Origin of the sequence: Flavobacterium sp. UW10123 (assembly GCF_040538975.1) — a bacterium.
GTDB lineage: Bacteria > Bacteroidota > Bacteroidia > Flavobacteriales > Flavobacteriaceae > Flavobacterium.
In genome coordinates this window covers 20,209-41,181 of sequence record NZ_JBEWQE010000013.1, presented here as the reverse complement: position 1 = coordinate 41,181, position 20,973 = coordinate 20,209, and the positions used below count along the sequence as shown (strand labels likewise).

At 30.4% G+C, this 20,973-nt stretch carries 18 protein-coding genes; 16 read left to right on the top strand and 2 right to left on the bottom strand.

Features of this window, described 5'->3' with window-relative positions; genetic code table 11:
- Positions 1–69 precede the first annotated feature (69 nt).
- The 14 genes from neuC to ABXT06_RS15805 all read left to right on the top strand — a co-directional run bounded on the left by neuC (position 70) and on the right by ABXT06_RS15805 (position 16,948).
- Positions 70–1,227 carry a UDP-N-acetylglucosamine 2-epimerase gene (gene neuC, locus ABXT06_RS15870; RefSeq protein ID WP_354591622.1) on the top strand — a complete coding sequence of 386 codons (1,158 nt, stop codon included), beginning with the start codon at positions 70–72 and terminating at the stop codon, positions 1,225–1,227.
- A 1-nt stretch (position 1,228) separates the two neighbouring features.
- Positions 1,229–1,927: an acylneuraminate cytidylyltransferase family protein gene (locus ABXT06_RS15865; RefSeq protein ID WP_354591621.1), complete on the top strand. Its 699-nt coding sequence runs from the start codon at positions 1,229–1,231 to the stop codon at positions 1,925–1,927.
- Complete coding sequence (locus tag ABXT06_RS15860; RefSeq protein ID WP_354591620.1) at positions 1,893–2,855, top strand: NAD(P)-dependent oxidoreductase; 963 nt, start codon at positions 1,893–1,895, stop codon at positions 2,853–2,855. Before ABXT06_RS15865 ends, ABXT06_RS15860 begins: the two co-directional genes overlap by 35 nt.
- Before the next feature lie 183 nt (positions 2,856–3,038).
- Positions 3,039–4,436, top strand: a complete 1,398-nt coding sequence (locus ABXT06_RS15855; RefSeq protein ID WP_354591619.1) for a UDP-glycosyltransferase — start codon at positions 3,039–3,041, stop codon at positions 4,434–4,436.
- Between the two features lie 27 nt (positions 4,437–4,463).
- Entirely contained in the window at positions 4,464–5,897 is a 1,434-nt protein-coding gene (locus tag ABXT06_RS15850) for an MBOAT family O-acyltransferase (protein ID WP_354591618.1), read from the top strand.
- Positions 5,897–6,781 (top strand): hypothetical protein, encoded by an 885-nt coding sequence (locus tag ABXT06_RS15845; RefSeq protein ID WP_354591617.1) that lies wholly within the window; start codon positions 5,897–5,899, stop codon positions 6,779–6,781. The genes ABXT06_RS15850 and ABXT06_RS15845 overlap by 1 nt, the downstream gene beginning before the upstream one ends.
- Positions 6,723–8,120 carry an alpha-1,2-fucosyltransferase gene (locus ABXT06_RS15840; RefSeq protein ID WP_354591616.1) on the top strand — a complete coding sequence of 466 codons (1,398 nt, stop codon included), beginning with the start codon at positions 6,723–6,725 and terminating at the stop codon, positions 8,118–8,120. The genes ABXT06_RS15845 and ABXT06_RS15840 overlap by 59 nt, the downstream gene beginning before the upstream one ends.
- Entirely contained in the window at positions 8,117–9,286 is a 1,170-nt protein-coding gene (locus tag ABXT06_RS15835; RefSeq protein ID WP_354591615.1) for a glycosyltransferase family 4 protein, read from the top strand. Before ABXT06_RS15840 ends, ABXT06_RS15835 begins: the two co-directional genes overlap by 4 nt.
- Complete coding sequence (locus tag ABXT06_RS15830) at positions 9,286–10,821, top strand: glycosyltransferase family 2 protein (protein ID WP_354591614.1); 1,536 nt, start codon at positions 9,286–9,288, stop codon at positions 10,819–10,821. Before ABXT06_RS15835 ends, ABXT06_RS15830 begins: the two co-directional genes overlap by 1 nt.
- Before the next feature lie 52 nt (positions 10,822–10,873).
- Complete coding sequence (locus ABXT06_RS15825) at positions 10,874–11,884, top strand: glycosyltransferase family 2 protein (protein ID WP_354591613.1); 1,011 nt, start codon at positions 10,874–10,876, stop codon at positions 11,882–11,884.
- Between the two features lie 38 nt (positions 11,885–11,922).
- Positions 11,923–13,050, top strand: coding sequence for a glycosyltransferase (locus tag ABXT06_RS15820; protein WP_354591612.1), 1,128 nt, complete (start codon positions 11,923–11,925; stop codon positions 13,048–13,050).
- Complete coding sequence (locus ABXT06_RS15815) at positions 13,047–14,135, top strand: glycosyltransferase (RefSeq protein ID WP_354591611.1); 1,089 nt, start codon at positions 13,047–13,049, stop codon at positions 14,133–14,135. The genes ABXT06_RS15820 and ABXT06_RS15815 overlap by 4 nt, the downstream gene beginning before the upstream one ends.
- Before the next feature lie 10 nt (positions 14,136–14,145).
- Positions 14,146–15,486, top strand: a complete 1,341-nt coding sequence (locus ABXT06_RS15810) for an O-antigen ligase family protein (protein WP_354591610.1) — start codon at positions 14,146–14,148, stop codon at positions 15,484–15,486.
- A gap of 67 nt (positions 15,487–15,553) precedes the next feature.
- Positions 15,554–16,948 carry a sugar transferase gene (locus tag ABXT06_RS15805; RefSeq protein WP_354591609.1) on the top strand — a complete coding sequence of 465 codons (1,395 nt, stop codon included), beginning with the start codon at positions 15,554–15,556 and terminating at the stop codon, positions 16,946–16,948.
- An 8-nt stretch (positions 16,949–16,956) separates the two neighbouring features.
- Here the strand turns inward: ABXT06_RS15805 and ABXT06_RS15800 are convergent, their stop codons facing one another.
- Both ABXT06_RS15800 and ABXT06_RS15795 read right to left on the bottom strand, forming a co-directional pair.
- Positions 16,957–18,093, bottom strand: coding sequence for a lipoprotein N-acyltransferase Lnb domain-containing protein (locus ABXT06_RS15800; RefSeq protein ID WP_354591608.1), 1,137 nt, complete (start codon positions 18,091–18,093; stop codon positions 16,957–16,959).
- A 33-nt stretch (positions 18,094–18,126) separates the two neighbouring features.
- Positions 18,127–19,194: a putative type IX sorting system protein PorV2 gene (locus ABXT06_RS15795; protein WP_502909051.1), complete on the bottom strand. Its 1,068-nt coding sequence runs from the start codon at positions 19,192–19,194 to the stop codon at positions 18,127–18,129.
- A 192-nt stretch (positions 19,195–19,386) separates the two neighbouring features.
- Here ABXT06_RS15795 and ABXT06_RS15790 point away from each other — a divergent pair, with 192 nt between their 5' ends.
- Complete coding sequence (locus tag ABXT06_RS15790) at positions 19,387–20,097, top strand: CDP-alcohol phosphatidyltransferase family protein (RefSeq protein WP_354591607.1); 711 nt, start codon at positions 19,387–19,389, stop codon at positions 20,095–20,097.
- Between the two features lie 9 nt (positions 20,098–20,106).
- Positions 20,107–20,961 (top strand): glycoside hydrolase family 25 protein, encoded by an 855-nt coding sequence (locus tag ABXT06_RS15785; protein WP_354591606.1) that lies wholly within the window; start codon positions 20,107–20,109, stop codon positions 20,959–20,961.
- Positions 20,962–20,973 lie beyond the last annotated feature (12 nt).

Genomic DNA, 20,973 nt, shown 5'->3' with positions numbered 1-20,973 from the left:
TGTTTTTAATTGGTTTACCCTTTTTAGTTTTCCTTACTTCAATGTATTTAAATATATAATAATCTCAAAATGCCAAAAAGAAAAATAGCTGTTGTAGTTACAGCACGTCCTTCTTACAGTCGTATAAAAACAGTATTATCTGCAATTCAAGAACATTCAGATTTAGAGTTGCAACTTGTCGTTGCAGCTTCGGCATTATTGGATCGTTATGGATCTGCAGTAAATTATATTGAAAAAGATGGTTTTATTATCACAGCCAAAGTTTTTAATGTACTGGAAGGAGAAAATCTTACCGCAGCAGCAAAAACTACAGGAATTGGCATTTTAGAACTATCTACTGTTTTTGATAACCTGAAACCAGATATTGTTATAACTGTTGCTGATCGATTTGAAACCATGGCTACAGCTATTGCAGCGTCTTATATGAATATCCCTCTTGCACATATTCAAGGTGGTGAAGTGACAGGAAACATTGACGAAAAAGTGCGTCATGCAATTACAAAACTAGCAGATTATCATTTTGTAGCCTCTGAAAGTGCTAAAGAAAGAGTAATAAAATTAGGAGAAGATTCTAAAATGGTTTTCAATACTGGATGTCCTTCTATCGACCTAGCTTTAGAAATTAAAAATAGTAAAACACTTCCATTTAATCCCTATGAAAAATATGGAGGCGTAGGAGCAAAACCTGATTTGTCAAACGGTTATTTGGTTGTGATGCAACATCCCGTAACAACAGAATATAAAGATTCTAGAAAACATGTTGAGGCTACACTTGAGGCAATATATAAATTAAATAAACCTACATTATGGTTTTGGCCTAATGTCGATGCAGGAGCAGATGGAACGTCAACAGGGATTCGCGCTTTTAGAGAACAGCATAATTTGCCTAATGTTCATTTTTTTAAGAATATGGAAGGGAAAGATTTTTTACAATTATTAAAACATAGTGATTGTCTGATAGGGAATTCTAGCGTAGGAATACGTGAATGTGCCTATTTAGGAGTTCCTGTAGTAAATATTGGTTCTCGTCAAAATAGAAGAGACCGAGGAGGAAATAGTGTAGATGTTGATTACTCGCAAAAAGAAATAGAAGAAGCAATTCTAGCAATTGTTCAGAATGATAAAATTGTTTCGTCTTCTATTTATGGAGACGGAAAAGCAGGAATCAAAATAGCAGAATTATTGGCTGAAGTTCCTTTGCAATTTCACAAAACAATAATGTATTAATATGAAAGTTCTAGCAATAATCCCAGCTCGTGGAGGCTCAAAAGGAGTTCCAGAAAAAAATATTAAAGAATTAGGGGGTAAACCATTAGTGGCTCACGCGATAGAATGTGCTCTTCAATCTACTAGTGTGTCCAAAATCGTCCTGTCTACTGATGATGAGAAAATTGCTACTATTGGTAGACAATATGATATTGATGTATTAAAAAGACCTTCTTATTTAGCTGAAGATAGTAGCAACGTTGTAGAAACGGTAGAGCACGTAATTAAAGAATTCAAGGAAGATTTTGATATTATCGTTTTATTGCAGCCAACTTCGCCATTAAGAACGCATTCCGATTTAGATAATATTGTTAATCTATTAATTGATAAAACAGAAATGGATGGTGTAATTAGTGTAGTGCCAATGAATGATACACATCCAGCAAGAATGTATAATCTGATGGAGAACAATGAATTGAGTCCATTGATTGATAATGGAGAAAGCATGAGAAGGCAAGATTTAACTCCTGTTTATTATAGAAATGGGTGTTTTTATGCAATAAGAACTAAAGCTTTTGTAACCCAAAAAACTTTTATGGTCGAGAAAAAAATAGCTTATGTGATGAATCCGGATTGGTTGGTGAATATTGATACAATGAGAGATTTTAAATTAGCAACACTTTTGTATGATGACTGGAAAAAAGAAATTACTAATAACTGAACCTGATAATTTCAGCCAAAAAGCATTAACAATTTTAAGCGAAGCTTTTGATGTAAAGTCTATAAAAGTAAAAGATCGAGAGGAATTGAAATTAGAGATTTCGAGTGTTGATGCAATTTTCATAAGACTAGGATTTGTAATTGATAAAGAAATTCTAGATTATGCAAACAACTTAAAATTCATACTGACTGCAACAACTGGATTGGATCATATTGATGTTGATTACTTTAAAAGCATAGGAGGAGAAGTGATTTCTCTTAAAAATGAAGTAGATTTTTTAAGAAGCATACCATCAACTGCAGAACATACTTGGGCATTACTGCTCACTTTATTAAAAAAGATTCCAAGCTCCTTTGATCATGTAAAAAAAGGAGGATGGAATAGAAATTTGTTTATTAATACAAATCTGAAAGAAAAAAAAATTGGCATTTTAGGTCTGGGAAGAGTTGGTATTCAAGTAGCTGATTTTGCAAAGGTCTTTGGAATGGAGATTGGTTTTTTTGATGTTAAAAATGTAGAAAGTCAATTTTTGAGATTTAATAGTCCAGAAGAGTTATTCAACTGGGCAGAAATCATTACGATACATATTCCATATTCTGTAGAAAATGAAAAATTTATTGATAAAGAATTATTATCGTTTGTAAAAAAAGGAACAGTAATAATTAATACCTCTAGAGGAGGTGTTTGGGATGAAAATGAAATTGCGAGATCAATTGTGAATGGTAATTTTAGCGGTATTGCAACAGATGTTTTGGAAAACGAATTAAATGGTGAAACAATAGAATTGAATCCTTTAGTTGATCTAGCAAGACAAAACTATAATGTAATAATAACGCCCCATATCGCTGGAGCAACCAAAGAATCAATGGAAATGACGGAAGAGTTTATAGCAAAAAAACTGCTTTTGAAAGATGATATTCTACTCTAATTCTTTAAAAAAATAAGCATTTTGAATAAGAAATGGAAATGAAATTTTCTTTTTTAAAAACTTATGAATCAAAAAGAAAACTATTGTTTTAGAAAAAAGAAATAATGCAGAATTATTTTTTAGTTGTAAGCAAAAATCGGATATTTGGCCGCTCATTTACCAAAAACACTTTAGACACAATTAATGCCTACTAAAAAGATTTTTATTCTTCTTCCAGATGGAGTTGGACTCCGAAATTTTGCATTCTCTAATTTTTATAAAATAGGATTAGAAAAGAATTTTGATATAACATACTGGAATAATACTCCATTTGATTTACATAGTTTAGGTTTTAAGGAAATTAAAATAAATAATGCTAAATCAAACCCTTTAACAGATAGTTATAAAAACGCTAGAAAGCACATAGAACTAAATCTAAATATAAAAAGAGAGAACGATAAAGTTTATGATACATATCGGTTTCCTTTTGGATATAAAAATGTAAAGATTGCTTTTAAAAGTTATTTTGCCAGATTTTTGATTTCATTGTACAACTCTGACGCTGGATTAGCAAAAATTAAATCAAAAATAAAAAGTATAGAAAAGAAAACCGATTTCTATAAACAATGTGTGCAGACACTTGAAAGAGAACGGCCAAATTTTGTTTTCTGTACAAATCAAAGACCAGTGTTGGCCATTGCACCTTTATTAGCGGCAAAAGAACTTAAAATTCCAACTGGTACATTTATCTTTTCTTGGGATAATTTGCCTAAAGCAACAATGGTCGTTGAAACTGATTATTATTTTGTATGGAGTGAACACATGAAATCGGAGCTTCTTAAATACTATTCAGATATAAATGAAAATCAGATTTTTGTTGTAGGTACTCCTCAATTTGAAAGTCATTTTGACGAAAACAATCTTACTGATAAAATTCAATTTTTTAACGATTACAAACTAGATTTAGACAAAAAATATATCTGTTATTCAGGAGATGATATAGTAACTTGTCCAGATGATCCTCAATATTTATCTGATGTAGCAGATGCGGTAAGAAAAATTAATGAGCAAGATAATAAGTCACTAGGGCTAATATTCAGACGTTGTCCTGTAGATTTTTCAAACAGGTTTGATGAGGTTCTGGCCAGAAATAAAGATTTAATAGTTCCGATTAATCCTATTTGGAAAAAAATAGGCGAACAATGGAATACTGTATTGCCAACCAAAGAAGATGTTAGATTGCATGCAAGCACAATTTTTCATACAGAGATGGTGGTTAACTTAGGTTCGTCAATGGTATTTGATTATGTGTGTTTTAAAAAACCATGCGCTTACATGAATTATGATGTATCGAATAGAATTAATGAAAAATGGTCGGTTTCAAAAATTTATAACTATATGCATTTTCGTTCAATGCCAAATAAAAAAGCAGTTATTTGGTTAAATTCTGCTGACGAAATTGCAGAGAAGATTAGATTGGGATTAGAACAAAACAATGAAACGGTTGAACATGCTCAGCAATGGTTTGAAGTTATAAATCAAAGTTCTCCTAAAAAAGCCTCAAATAGAATCTGGGAAGCAGTAGAATTAATTACTGGCTGATTCATTATAAAAAATCATTTTTAAGTTATGTTTTTTAACTCTCTGGCTTTTGCCATATTCTTGCCAATAGTTTTTTTCTTATATTGGTTTGTCTTCAATAAAACTAAAAGCACACAAAATGCTTTGTTAATTGTTGCCAGTTATTATTTTTATTCCTGTTGGGATTGGAGATTTCTATTTTTGCTAGTTTTTTCTACGTTTCTAGATTATTTCACTGGAATTCAAATCGAGAAAAGTAACTCAGAAAAAAGTCGAAAATTTTGGTTTTGGCTTAGTATTTTAGTCAATTTAGGATTTTTAGGAATTTTTAAATATTATAACTTTTTTGCAACTTCATTTGCAGAAATGTTTACTTCTTTTGGCTTTAAAGTAAGTCCATTTTTATTGAATGTAATTTTACCAGTCGGAATTTCATTTTATACTTTCCATGGACTGTCGTATGTAATTGATATTTATTATAAAAGAATTAAAGCTGAATACAATTTTATAGATTATTCCTTGTTTGTCAGCTATTTTCCTCTTTTGGTAGCTGGGCCAATAGAAAGAGCAACACATTTATTGCCTGAGTTAAAAGAAAAACGTGAATTTAATTTAGAAAAAGCCAAAGAAGGAGTTTATCAAATTGTTTGGGGCTTGGTTAAAAAAGTGGTTATTGCCGATACCTGCGCTGTTTATGCAAACGCCATTTTTGATCATTATCCTTCAATGAATTCTTTTTCATTGATTTTAGGAGCAGTTTATTTTGCTTTTCAGATATATGGAGATTTTTCTGGATATTCAGACATTGCGCTTGGGGTTTCCAAATTATTTGGTTTAGATTTATTGAGGAATTTCAATTATCCTTATTTTTCAAGAGACATAGCAGAGTTTTGGCGCCGCTGGCATATTTCACTTTCTTCTTGGTTTCGAGATTATTTATATATTCCGTTAGGAGGAAGCAAAGGTGGTCTATGGATGAAGATCAGAAATACTTTTATCATCTTTATTGTTAGCGGATTTTGGCATGGTGCCAATTGGACATACATTGTTTGGGGGTTTATAAATGCAGTTTATTTTCTTCCTTTATTGTTGTCCAATAGTAATAGGAATAATATGGATTCTGTTACTTTAAAATGGAATTTTGATTCTGTTAGAGTACTATTTAGCATTTTAACTACTTTTTTATTGACTTGCGTAGCTTGGGTATTTTTTAGAGCAAAAACAATCACCGATGCTGTTTTATATCTAAAAAAAATATTTACTAATGGAGAGTTTAGCGCTCAATATTTAGATAACGAACGATACAATTACGAATTATTATTAATGATTGGATTGTTCGTTTTGGTTGAGTGGAATAATAAAACCAAAGTAGAACCAATTTCTGGAAAAAGGAGTATGCTAAAAATGGCCTTAGCAATTATCGCTATTATTGCCTTTGGGACTTATTCAGATTATAAAGAATTTATTTATTTCCAATTTTAATGAAGAAGTTTTTATTATACATCTTAGGAATTTTTATTTTAACAATTTCAGTAGCAGTTATTTTAGACGGATTGTATACTTGTGTTTTTATGCAGTCAAGAAACCGAGGAAAAATCGAAAACGTTTTTAACTCTAAACCTCAAAAATATGATGTCGTGATTTTGGGTTCTTCAAGGGCTAATAATCATTTTGTGTCCCAAATGTTTGAAGACAAAGGGCTAAAAACATTCAACTACGGAATGAGCGGAGGGCATTTGTTTGAAGCCTCTTTGATGCTGAAATTGATGATTGAAAGAAAATATGAAATAAAAAATATTATTCTAGAAGCAGATTTGAATCTCTCAAGTGAGAAAGAATCTGAAGGCGTCACGGTTAAGTTTTTGCCATATATTCATAATTCAGAAATGATTAAAGAACATTTTAAAAATGATGCTTACTTTAATGAGTTGTACTATATACCATTTTATCGGTATCTAAAATATGATAGTAAAATTGGATTCAGAGAAACATTTTTTACTCTCATGCATAAAAAAACCAACGCTTTAGATAATTTAGGATATTATCCTTTAGAAAAACATAAAAATGGCAATATGAAAAACAATATTGTCAATTTAAATCCACTGCCACACAATAAATACTACGAAGAGATTAAAAACATTTGCAAAAAGAATAATATCAATTTTATTGCTGTTATGACGCCCATGTGTGAGAATGTTGTGGGAATGAATTATTTTGATAAAGTAAAAAAAGCATATCCAGAAATTCATAATTACGAAAATACAGTTATTGAAAACAAATACTTTTCTTCATGTGGCCATATGACAGATGAAGGAGCAAGATTGTTTACCGCAAGAATTATTAAAGATTTTTTTAATAAAGGATAAGTTTTTAATATTCAAAATGATAACATTTAGTAAAATAGGGAAGAAAGGGAATTTGGGAAATCAACTTTTTCAAATAGCCTCAACTATTGGTATAGCGACCAAGAATAATCATGAATTCTCCTTTTTACTATGGAAATATCAAAATGCTTTTAAAAATAAACTGCCACTTTTATCCTTAAATCAATCTTTGTTTAACGATATTGAAGAAAAAGAATACCATTATCATCAATGGACTTTTGGATCTGATCATTATGATATAAATGGGTGGTTGCAAACAGAAAAATATTTTGATATAGAATTGACGAAACACTATTTTGAGTTTTCAGATTCTTTAAAAGAAAAAATAAATAAAAAATATAGCGAAGTTTTTAAAAAGCGTACAATTTTAATTTCTATTCGCAGAGGAGATTTTGTAAATCATAAAGATTATTTTCAACTTCCAATAAATTATTACTTAAATAGCTTAGCAGTATTTTTTCCAGATTGGGTTTCTTGTAACCTTATTGTCTTGAGTGATGATATCAATTATTGCAAGTATCATTTTTCATTTTTAGAAAATGCCTTTTTTGGAGACGGTTTAAATGAAACAGAACAACTTTGTTTGGGAACAATGTGTGATGATTTTATAATAAGCAATTCTACTTTTTCTTGGTGGACAGCTTGGCTTGGAGAAAAAAGTGATTCAAAAATTATAAGACCATTCAAAAATTTTGATGGAAAAAAAAGTAAAGAACTTAATGATGCAGATTATTATCCGGAACGATGGATAAAATACAATCATTTGGATCAAAAAATTCAGTTGCATAATTTATCTTTTTTTATAAATGCTAGCAGGAATAGAGATGAAATTAAAACATATCTGTCTAATTATTTTGAAGCAGAATTTGTTTTAAATGAAGATCATTCTCAGTCTTCTAAAAATATTTATTTTATAAAGGAGAATTATTTTCTGCCTCCACTTTTAGTTTATTTCTCTTGGTTAAAGCTCGAAAAATCTAATATATCCTTAGTCGTTAATAATGCTGTGAAAGTATTTAAGGTGTCAAAATCATTAAATTACAAAGAGTTTGCAGTACAACAAGATTTTGGTCTTTTCTCAAAAATCTTTTCATTCGCAAACAACAACAAAAAGGGAAACTGTAAACAGGAGATTTTTTTAAAAAAAAGTGATGTTTTAGATTTAAATAAGGGTAAAGAAAATGAGTTTTTGGTATGTTTTTCTGCAGGTAATTTTCTTAATATTGGAGGATATAAATTTAGTTTTAAAAGATTTTTGAAAGCAAAAGAAAGACAATTAAAAAGAAGCGTGAAGACAAAATTGAATAAAATAAAAAAATGAAGCCAGATCTACATGTTGCTTATATTGTTTCTCATTATCCTCATAATGCTTTCGGACACGATGGAGGAATTGGGACAAGCGTTTTTACTTTGGCAGAAAAACTAAAAGAGTTTAACGTACAGGTTTCTGTTTTTGTATATGGGCAAAAGGAAGAATTTGTTATCGAGGAAAAGAATTCGACGATTTATAGTTTGAACAACAGTAAAGGGAAGTTTTTTAATTTTTACTGGAATAGAAAAAAAATACAAAAATTTATTAATAGAATTATTCTCGAGAAAAAGATCGACATCATTGAAGCTCCAGATTGGACTGGAATTACAGCTTTTATGCGTTTTAAAATTCCTTTAGTGATTCGTTTTCATGGAAGTGATGCTTATTTCTGTCATTTAGAAAATAGAAAGCAAAAAATTAAAAATTTCTGGTTTGAAAAATTAGCAATTAGTAATGCAGATGCATTTATTGCTCCAACAAAATTTGCTGGCGAAATTTCAAAAAAGCTTTTCAAGATAAAAGGAAAAGAGATTACGACAATTTACAATGGCTTATATCTCGATAATTTTGATAACAAGGAACCAGACAAGTTTGAAGAAAATGTAATTCTTTACGTGGGTACTTTAATAAGAAAAAAAGGTGTTTTAGAACTGCCAGGAATTTTTAACAAAGTACGTAACGATTTTTCGGGTGCCAAATTAATTCTAATTGGCGGAGACACTTTAGATTTAAAAACAAAATCAAAATCAACATGGGAATTAATGAAGACTTTATTTACTGAAGATGATTTAAAAAATGTAAATTATCTAGGCAAAATTCCATATGGAGAAATTCAAAATTACATAAAGAAAGCAAACGTATGCGTATTTCCTACTTATGCAGAAACTTTCGGAATGGTAACAACAGAAGCTATGGCGATGCAGAAAGCTGTTGTGAATAGCAATATTGGTTGGGCTCAAGAATTGATTATTGATGGAGAAAGTGGTTATCTGGTTTACCCTTCAAATCATGATAAATATGCTGATAGAATTCGTAATATTTTTAAGAGTAGTGATTTGAGTTTGGAAATTGGAAAAAATGCCAGACAAAGAGTCGAAAATAAGTTTGATATTAACAAACTTGTCAAAGAAAATATAGCATTTTATTTAAAAGTAATAAATTCAAAATCAATTTAATGCCAGTTATAGTTTATCATCAAAACAATAAAGTTGTTGAAGTTGACTTTAATGGAAAAAGTATTCTATTTTCCCAAAAAAGTATAGCAGATAATTTATTTCAGATTGCTGAGCAATATCCTGAATGTCTTATTATCTGGTGTCAATTAGATTTAAAATCAAATTTAAATCGTAATGTATTGGCAGAGATTTTCCATCATAAAAAAATAATGGCATCTTATAATCTGTCTTCAATTTCTTTTTTACCAGAAAGTATTGAATATGTTGACGAATCTCCTTTTTTGAATATAAAAAAAGATGTAAGCTATCCTACTTGGATGATGAGCGAAGACGTTGGAGGGATTTACGCATCGGTTTTAAATCTTCTAAAAGACAAAATTAATACAAATTCAAGCTTTGATTATTTTTTACATTCTATGGCAAAATTAGCAATGTTAGGAGGGCTTTTATGCTATTCAGAACCGTTGTTAGTTAAAGATTGCCGAGATGTCAAAGTAAAGGATAAAAAAAATGACTTTCTAACATTTCGTTTTGTTAAACAGCATTATAGAACTCGTTGGGTTTTTATTTTGTTTTTAGATCTATTATTTTATGAAAAGAGGTTTGCTATTTTTCCATTGATAACAAGTTTTATCTTCAAAAAACGATATTTAAATGAAGACTTGTTAGATAAAATTCCTGTTCAATCCAACAGAAAAGTTATAGAAAAAAAGACTATTGATGTTATTATTCCGACTATTGGAAGAAAAAAATATTTGCATGATGTTTTAAAAGATTTGTCAAAGCAGACTCATTTACCCGAAAATGTCATCATAATAGAACAAAATTCTGATTTAAGTAGTGAGTCTGAATTAGATTATCTTAATAATGAAAACTGGCCTTTTAATATCAAGCATACTTTTACACATCAAACTGGAGCGTGCAATGCAAGGAATTTGGCTCTTGCAGAAGTTACAAGTGAGTGGGTTTTCTTAAATGACGATGACAATAGATTTGAATCTGACTTAATTGAAAAAACATTCGAAAACATCACTCAATACGGTTGTTTGTCAGTTTTAACATTTTATCCTGATGCCAATCAGAAATTGGTTAAGCGAAAAATTTGTCAAGCTTCAATATTTGGATCTGGCAATAGCTTTATAAAAGCTACAGCACTCAAAAAGGTAAAATTTAATAAAAGTTTGGAATTTGGATATGGAGAAGATACTGAATTTGGAATACAGTTGAGAAATGTTGGATTTGATGTGATTTATTTTCCAAATCTTTTAATTAATCATTTAAGAGCGCCAATGGGAGGTTTTCGAACTAAACCTATTTTAGCATGGAAGGATGAAATCGTCCAGCCAAAACCTTCTCCAACGATTATGTTTTTGAAAATAAATAATAACACTTTAAAACAAGTTTTGGGATATAAAACGGTACTTTTTTTTAAATTTTATAAAGTACAGCAAATAAAAAATCCAATAAAATATCTTTCTAGTTTTAGAGCACAATGGAAATCTAGTCTCCTTTGGGCAGAAAGATTAAAAGGGTGAAATTAGTTAAAAGATGGTTGTCAAAATATAAAAAGTATAACATTTACAACTTATGAAATTTTCATTAATAGTATGTACATATATGCGTTCTGGAGCATTGTTAAGTTTACTCCAATCTTTAGAGAAACAGATTTTGTATCCAGACGAAATTTTAATCATCGATGGGTCTATTAATGATGAAACAGAATTAATGTTAAGTCAAAATAGATTTAATAATTTAAAATATTTTAAAGTTTCCGATCAGGATAGAGGATTAACAAAACAACGTAATATAGGAATTTCGAAGCTAAATACTCATTCAGAAGTGATTTGTTTTCTGGATGACGACACAATTTTAGAACCAGATTACTTCTGCGAAATTATTAAAGCATTTAAAGAGAGACCTGATGTAACAGGAATTGGTGGTGTGGCAGTTAATGAAAATAAATGGCAGCTTAAAAATCAAGATGTTCTATATAACACAAAAAAGTATTATCTCTTTGAAGGATATTTCTATCCTGAAGGTTTACGGAATATAGTCCGTAATTATCTAGGCCTTGCCTCTAATTTGGGGCCAGGAAAAATGCCTTTGTATTCTCACGGAAGAACTTGTGGCTTTCCTTTAACAAATAAAATATATGAAGTTGATCTATTGATTGGTATGTCAATGTCTTTTAGAAGAAATGTGCTTGAGAAAAATAAATTTTCAAAATTTTTTGAAGGTTATGGTTTATATGAAGATGCTGATTTTAGTTTAAGAGCTTTACAATTTGGTAAAAACGTCATTAATACAAATGCTAAGCTATATCATTATCATGATCCATCAGGAAGACCAAATCAATATAAATATGGGAAAATGGTAGTAAGAAACGGATGGTATGTTTGGAGGATTAAAAATCCAAATCCAAAAATCATTGATCGTTTTAAATGGAATGCTATAACTATTGTATTGGCTTTAATTCGGTTTGTTAATATTTTGACCGAGAAAAATAAGAAAGACCCATTAACAGAAGCAATTGGAAGGATGGTAGGCTATTTCAGTTTGATCTTTGCGAAACCTGCTTTGCCAACTTCTAATAATTAGAAAATAGAGAATTTTAAAGATTGTAAAAAAAACAAAGATTGAAATCAATTAAATTTGTTATCATAACTCACGTATCTCATGTTTTTAAAAACAATGAATATTTAGGATATTCACCTTATGTTCAAGAAATGAATATTTGGTTGAAGTATGTTGATGAGGTTATTATTGTTGCTCCATTAATAAAGCGGGAAATAACCCCAATAGATATTTCGTATCAACATGATAAAATAAATTTTAAGGCAGTTCGTGATTTTAGTTTTATTAGTTTAAATAATATTATCTCATCAATTTTTAAATTGCCTGTTGTTTTTTGGAAGATATTTTGGGTAATGAAAAAGGCAGACCATATTCATTTAAGATGCCCAGGAAACATGGGTCTGATAGGTTGCCTTGTTCAGATTTTTTTTCCAAATAAAACTAAAACAGCAAAATATGCCGGAAATTGGGATCCTAAAAGTAATCAGCCTTGGAGCTATCGCATGCAAAAATGGATTCTTAGCAATGCATTTCTAACAAGAAACATGCAGGTTTTAGTATATGGAGATTGGGAAAATCAATCAAAGAACATAAAATCATTTTTTACAGCAACTTATTCAGAATATGAAAAAAGCAGTGTCGAAAAAGAAGATTTTAAGAACGGAATAAAATTCATTTTTGTTGGGAGCTTAGTGTTAGGTAAAAATCCTTTGTATAGTGTTAAATTAGTTGAGAAATTACTATCAGCAGGGCATAATGTTACGTTAGATTTATATGGAGATGGTCTAGAAAGAGATTCTCTGAAAAATTATATTCAAATGAATAGATTGGAGGAATATATCATTATAAAAGGAAATCAGAATAAAGAAACTTTAAAAGCAGCTTATCAAGAAAGTCATTTTGTAATTTTACCTTCAAAAAGCGAAGGATGGCCGAAAGCCATTGCAGAGGGAATGTTCTGGGGTTGTATTCCAATTTCTACAAAAATATCATGTGTTCCTTATATGTTGGATTTTGGTAAACGTGGGGCTCTCCTTAAAATGGATTTGGATAAAGATGCTAAGCAGATAGGAGATTTAATAATGAATCAAAGGGCTTGGTTAAAGAAAAGTCAAATAGCGATGGAGTGGTCACGCAATTTTACTACAGATGTTTTTGAAAAAGAAATAGAAAAACTGCTGATAAAATGAGAATTGTACAGATTATAGATTCTTTAGAGGTCGGTGGTGCAGAGCGTATGGCAGTAAATTATGCAAATTCACTTGCCAACAAAATAGAATTTTCAGGATTAATCTCAACAAGAAATGAAGGTTTGCTTTTGGATCATATAGATCAAAAAGTAGCATATTTATTCTTAAAAAGAAAATCTACTATAGATTTAAGCGCAATTTTTAGATTAAGAAATTATTTGAAAAAAAATAAAGTGGATCTTATTCATGCGCATAGCTCTTCTTTTTTTATTGCAGTTTTAGTAAAAATAACAATGCCATGGATCAAAATAATCTGGCATGATCATTATGGAATTTCGCAAAATCTTGCATTACGAAAAAACTTGACATTAAAATTATCATCTTATCTTTTTTTAGGAATTATTTCTGTAAATGATTCTCTGCAAAAATGGGCTCAAGATTATTTGAATTGTAAAAACCTTATTTATTTTCCAAACTTTATAATCAAACCAGCTGTTTTTTTTGATGGTATTCAGTTAAAAGGAAAAGATGGCCAAAGAATAATTTGTGTTGCAAACTTGCGTCCTCAAAAAAACCATGAATTATTGATTAATGGCGCAAAAGAAATTTATGAAAAATTTCCAGAATGGAGCTTCCATTTAATAGGTAAAGATTTTAATGATTCCTATAGTGCTAATCTATTAGAGCTGGTTAAAGAAAAAGGACTTTCTGAAACGGTATTTTTTTATGGAGCAGTACATAATGTTCAGGAATTGTTGCAACAGAGCGATATTGCAGTTTTAACTTCTCTTTCAGAAGGACTTCCGTTGGCTGTTTTAGAATATGGACTAGCTAATTTACCTGTTGTGACAACCAATGTTGGTGAAATTTCAAAAGTTGTTCCCTCATCTAAAGAAGGTTTGAAAATTGATTCTAATAATTTAACGCAATTTGTAGAGTCAGTTCAGATATTGATTGAAAATCAAGATATTCGTAAATCATTAGGAAACCTGTTAAACCTTCACGTAAATGAAAATTTTGGTGAAGAATCAATTTTAAAAGAGTACATAACATGGTTGAAATCTTTAACCGCCATTACGAAGTAAATATTTTATAATGAAAAACACAAAACTTAGTTATTTAGCCATAATCGTTTTTCATGCATTATTAGCATTAATTATTTTTGTTATTCCTTTTTTTTCAAAAATATATGCTCTATTAATTATTGTAATAGGCGTTATTGTAATTATTAGAAACAGAAACAGAAATAATGAAGTACTTTTTGCTAGCGCATATTTAGTAGGTGCAGAAGTCTTGCTTAGGATGACAGGAGGGAGTTTTAATAATGAATACACAAAATTTTGTGTTATTGGTTTTATGATTCTTGGTATGATATATAGTAACTTTTCAAAAAGTGCACTAATTTATTTGTTTTTTTTCATACTTCTGGTTCCTTCTATTCTTATTACAGCCAATTATCAGGATTTAGGCACAGATGTTAAAAAGGCTTTATTTTTTAATTTATCAGGACCGGTATGTTTGGCGATATGTTCAATATATACATTTGGGAGAAAAATTACTTTCGATAATATTCAAAAGTTATTATTAGTGATGGCATTTCCTATTATTTCTACAACTGTATATTTGTTTCTTTATACTCCCAATATACAAGATGTTGTAACGGGAACTCAATCAAATTTCGAAACATCTGGTGGTTTTGGCCCTAATCAAGTGTCAACAATATTGGGATTAGGAATGTTTATTTTTTTTACACAAATAATTCTGTTTTCAAAATCTAAAATAGAATTATTAATAAATGGAGGGCTGTTAGTTTTCATAAGTTATAGAGGGATTGTTACTTTTTCTAGAGGAGGAATTATTACGGGTGTAGTAATGATTATTTGCCTTTTATTTTTATTGTATTATTTTTCAAATGCAAAAGGCAGAAGTAAGTTTGCTCTAGTTTTTGTTTTAACAATTGCTTTAGGAAGCGGTATTTGGGGGTATAGTTCTTTGCAAACAAGAGGTCTTATAGAGAAAAGATATAGTAATAAAGATGCATTGGGAAGAGAAAAGAAAGATAGACTGGGAGGCAGAGAGGAAATAATGGATGCTGATATTACACTTTTTTTAGAGAATCCTATTGTAGGAGTAGGTGTGGGGCTTAGTAAAGAAAAAAGAGCAGATCAACTTGGAGTGGCAGTTGCTTCACATAACGAAATAACCAGGCTTTTTTCCGAACATGGATTATTGGGCATTTTTGCATTGTTGATAATTGGAGTTACTCCTTTTGTATTTTATATAGAAAATAGACAGCATTTATATTTTTTATCATTTTACTTTTTTTGGTTGCTAACAATTAACCATGCGGCAATGCGAACGGCTGCCCCAGCATTTATATATGCATTATCGCTTCTTTTTGTACAGGTGAAAATTCCTGAAGAAACAGAAAATTAATAGATTAGTTATATTTTTTTGCGATACATTTGCTGTGCCCTATAACCAAATTTAAAACCTACAAGTGATGTTCTCAAAAAAGAAAATGCATTTTGAAATTTCAGAAAGGAAGATATTGCTCCTTTCTTTCGATGCTGTTTTTATTTTAATTGCTTTGTATCTATTAAGCGCCGTATTTGATTATCATTATTTCGCTTTTGATATAAATAATTCGTTTAGCACACTTTTATTAGTGAGCTATCTTTACGCTTTTGGAGTAATTTTCGAAATTTATAATTTACAGGTAGCCAGCAATCATCTTCAGATTCTGCAAAATGTCGTTTTTACGGCTACGGCCACTGTTTTGGCTTATTTGTTTACTCCTGTTCTTTCTCCAGTACTGCCGAAACAAAGATTGGTAATATTAATATTTTATTTTACAGTATTAATTACACTGCTTTTATGGCGTTTGTTCTATTGCTATTTTCTAGCTTCTCACCGTTTTTCGCAAAATGTTGTTTTGATTTGTGATCAAAGCGAAGTCGAGGAATTAGTTTTAGGGCTGGAAAATGTAGATCCACATTACAAAATTGTTGGTTTTGTTAGTTCGGATTCTGTTGCAGATGAGAATTTAGGTTTTGACTATGTAAGCGAAATAAAGAAGGAAGATTTAGAACGTTTTGTATCTACACACAATGTCTCAGAAATTGTAATTGCTTCTCAGAAAACAGATGGGATCACTCCCGATCTATATCAGCAGTTGCTTCATTTATTAGAAAAAGGAAATATTATACGTGAATATACACAGGTTTATGAAAGCAAAACACAACGAATTCCTGTTCATCATATAGAAAGAGATTTTTATAGATTTTTCCCTTTTAGCAGAAGTAATAGCAATAAACTTTATTTATTTTTTGTACGTCTTATAGAAATCATGTTTTCTGTTTTGGGACTTTTAATCAGTTTAGTTTTTATTCCGATAATTTTTATCTGTAATCTATTTGCTAATAAAGGAAGTTTATTTTACACGCAAGAAAGAGTAGGAAAAAATGGAGTAGTTTTCGAGATTTATAAATTTAGAACTATGACGGAGAATTCAGAGACAAATGGAGCTGTTTTTGCAACTCATAATGACAGAAGAGTTACTCCATTTGGTAAAATTATGAGAAAGTCAAGAATTGATGAACTGCCTCAATTTATTAATGTTTTGAAAGGAGAAATGGGCGTAATTGGACCAAGACCTGAACGTCCTTTTTTTGTTGAAGAAATTGCTGCTGTAATGCCTTTTTATGAAACACGTCATGTAATTAAACCTGGACTTACAGGTTGGGCGCAAGTTAATTATTCATACGGAGAATCAATCGACGAGAGTTTGGTTAAGTTGCAATACGATTTATATTACATCAAACACAGAAGTATATTTCTTGATTTGAGTATTACCTTCAAAACCATTACTACGGTTTTATTCTACAGAGGTCAATAATAATAATTTTAAATTATAATCGGAATTGGTTTTTTGTTGCGAATTGCGGTTCGCACTAAAACCACTCCGCTTGTAATAATCAACGGTAAAGTGATAAAGAAATGTGCTTTATTGATTAAAAACAAAAAGTAAATTACTAAAAGCACAAAGTTGATTAACGAAAATCTGTAAGTCCATAGTTTGTTTTTGAAAATAGAAAACAAAACTAAAAGCAATAAAAGCGGACTAAAAAGCAATACGTTATAATTCATCGCCAATTCTTGGTGAAACGAATAAAATCCCATAATAACGAAGAATATTCCAATTAGAGAGAGAATCAAGAAGTAGATTTTATCAACTGTTTTGTTTTTCGCAAAGATTACAAAAAGCAAAATAAAAAGATATGTATAAATGTTATTCCACCAAGAAGTTGGTGTTTCTTTTGTAAACTCAAGGAGTGTTTTACTTTTCGCAGCTAGAGACTTATTCTTGAAAGTAGTTTTGTCTAAACTGTTTTTCAATTCAAAAGGAAGAAAAATTCTGGTTCCCATTTGATCAACTTTAGTTCCGAAAATAATACTTGTTCCTAATTGATCGTAAAAATGGCCATCAAAATAAGGAAATAGGATAGAACGGTAGGTTTTATCTGTATCTTCTTTTTTTACTATTACATTTTCGCCTAAAGTTTTATTCACCACATCAACAACCATCGAAGTACAGTTTCTATCGATGAATTTATAAGTGTAATAGCGCTCATCAGAATCTAAAACAGCATTTAGCTGGTCGAAAAGTTTTTGCTTTAAGTCTTGAGAAATTAATAATTCTTGCTCATAAATGCTTCTTTTCTCATAAGTGTATTCATTAAAAAAATCTGCATATGAATGCACAGTGGCAAAATATTGCAAATCTCCTTTTGCAAACTTTAAAACAAAATTTGGAGTTCTAAAATCAAAAGTCCCATAATTGTAAACAACGTCAAAATTGTTTACAGGATCTAAAACTCTAATTCCGGTATGTCCAAAGTAGGAATACGTTTCATTTCCAAGACCACAAGTCAAAATGCTTATTTTAGCATCTTTAGATAAAGCTAAACTCTGGCTGAAACCAATAAAACTTGATAAGAATAATAGAATAAAAAGTGCTTTTTTGAACATGACAGTTTTCATGATTTAAAATTTTAAATGTTTTATGGTTTCTTATTATCTAAAGATACCTAAATCTACTTTCAGCGAAAAAATATTAGAATACAATGCGGTACTTTGATTGCCTAAATCAGTCAAAGCATAATCAATTTGTATGCCTTTATATCTAAAGCCTAAACCAATATTAGGCTGAAAATTTACTTTTTCGGTATTATCCAGTTGCGTTACATTCTGAAAGTTTCCTGCGCCAGCGCGCACAAAAACCAAATCGGTATAACTAAACTCAAACCCTAGAGCTGGGTCTATACTTATAGCTTTTGATGAAATGATGTCGTTTGTCTGCTCGAATCGCACATTTAAATTGGCAGAAGTTACAAGACTGCATTCATTATGAAAATCAAATCTCTTAGAAACTCCCAATTGCGCTTTTGGCAATGTTATCTCGGTACTTTCTGGCAAAGTATTGTTTTCTCCCGGAATTGCATCGGCGATCTTTTTATATTCTTCTTCATCAATATTCCAAACGTTGTAAGTTGTAGTGATATCTCGAAGCATTAAACCAAACTTCCAATCATTTCTTTCAAACTGAAGTCCGATATCAAATCCAAATCCCCACGAATTTGCAAATTTTCCAATTACCCTTCGAATTACTTTAGCATTTACTCCATATTGAAATCCGTCAACAGGTAGTTTTCGTGCATAAGAAAAAGTAAAACCATAATCGGCAGTAGAGAAAAGGCTAATTCTATTATAATCAATATTCCCTTGGTTATCGATTAATTGCGTCGTGTCCATAATGTCGTCTACGCCAAAACGAATCATCGAAATTCCCCAAGCACTTCTGTCATCAATCGGACTTGCGTAACCAATGTAATCGTATTGTGCAATATTGGCAAAGTAGCTGGCGTGCATCAGAGCAATTTGATGATCTTCGAGATGTGTCAAACCTGCCGGATTCCAGTAAACTGCATTTACATCATTTGAAGAAGCAGTTGCAGCACTTGCCATTCCAAGAGCAGCGGCATCGACCCCAATATTCATAAACTCATTCGAATATTTTCGAACGGTTTGCGCATACTGAAAAGTACAACTCCAAAATAATAAAAACACTAAATATTTCTTCAACGTATATGTTTTTGCAGATCGAGGCCTGTTTTAAAATTTTTATCAAAAATATAATATTTTAGTCATCTAATAAGTTCCTATGCTTAAATATTCCCAAAGTCGAACTTAGAAATAAAAAACTCTCGAAAAAACTCGTTTTTCATCGAGTTATTATGCTAAATTTGTTCTCTACCATTATCAAATTTTTAAGCTATGAACATTAAAAAGCATATTCCAAATCTAATTACATTAATAAATCTTTTCTGCGGTTGTGTCGCAATTGTTTATGTTTCTCAGAATAATTATTTAATGGCTTTTTACATGGTTTGCTTAGGAATCTTTTTTGATTTCTTCGATGGTTTTTTTGCCAGATTATTTAAAGTTTCAAGTCCGCTAGGGTTGCAGCTAGACTCTTTAGCAGATATGGTTACAAGTGGTGTAACGCCTGGATACGTTATGTATAGTATGTTTACCAACAGCGCACATGAATTAGGCACACATCCAGCAATTCCATTCTTGGGATTTATCATCACTTTAGGATCTTGCTACCGTTTGGCTAATTTTAATATTGATACACGTCAGACTGATTCTTTCATTGGACTGCCAACTCCAGCAAATGCATTATTTATTTTAAGTCTTCCTTTGGTTATTTCGTTTTCAGATTCTTTGATGGTTTTAGAGATTTTAACTAATCAATGGGTTTTATTAGTGATAACATTGTGTAGCGCTTATATTTTAAATGCTGAAATTCCGTTGTTTGCTTTAAAAATTAAAAAATTCAGTTTGAAAGAAAATGCGCTTCAAATTGTGTTTTTGATTATTTCTGTATTAATGATTGTTTTCCTTCAGTATATAGCAATTCCATTAATTATTGCTTTTTATGTATTGCTGTCGATCATTAATAATCTTTTTTTGAAAAAGTAATTCTGTTTAATGGCAAGAAAAACGACTTATCGTAAAACATATTCAAGAAAACCAGCTGGAAGATCTTTTCTGAGTAGACTTTTTCGAGGACTTTTATTGATTTTTTTCGGACTTTTATTCATTGCAGTAATTTATCATTATCGCAAAGGACTTGCTTATTATTTAGGTTTTAAAACAGAAAAAGTTTTAGATGAAAATGAAGTGGACAAACATCTTTCTGATGTGCGAAATATTCGAGTTCTAGAAAATCATAAAGGAAAAGTAATTGGAATTGACGTTTCTGAATTTCAAGGAAAAGTAGATTGGGAAGAAGTCGAAATCTTGGATGAAAAATATCCTGTTCAATTTGTTTTTATTCGTGCAACTGCAGGGAATGATCGTGTTGATAGACAATTCAAAAGAAATTGGGAAGGCGCAAAAGAAAATAAAATCATGCGTGGCGCTTATCATTATTATCGTCCAAACGAAAATTCTATTGAACAGGCAGATCTTTTCATTAAAACAGTAAAATTGCAAAAAGGAGATCTTCCGCCAGTTTTAGATATCGAGAAATTACCTAAAAATCAATCTTTAGACAGTTTAAAAAAAGGATTAAAGCGTTGGCTAGTTAAAGTAGAAAAACATTACCAAGTTCGTCCAATAATTTATTCGGGAGAAAGATATTATTCAGATTTTTTAAAAGAAGAATTCGGAGATTATTTGTTTTGGATTGCCAATTATAATTTCTATAGAGAGAAAATCGAAGATGATTGGCTGTTTTGGCAGTTTACAGAAAAAGCTTCTCTGCCAGGAATTAAACACCGCGTTGATGTTAATATTTACAACGGCGATTTAGAGCAATTGCATTTTATTACTGTTGAGTAGTTTAAGGTAAAA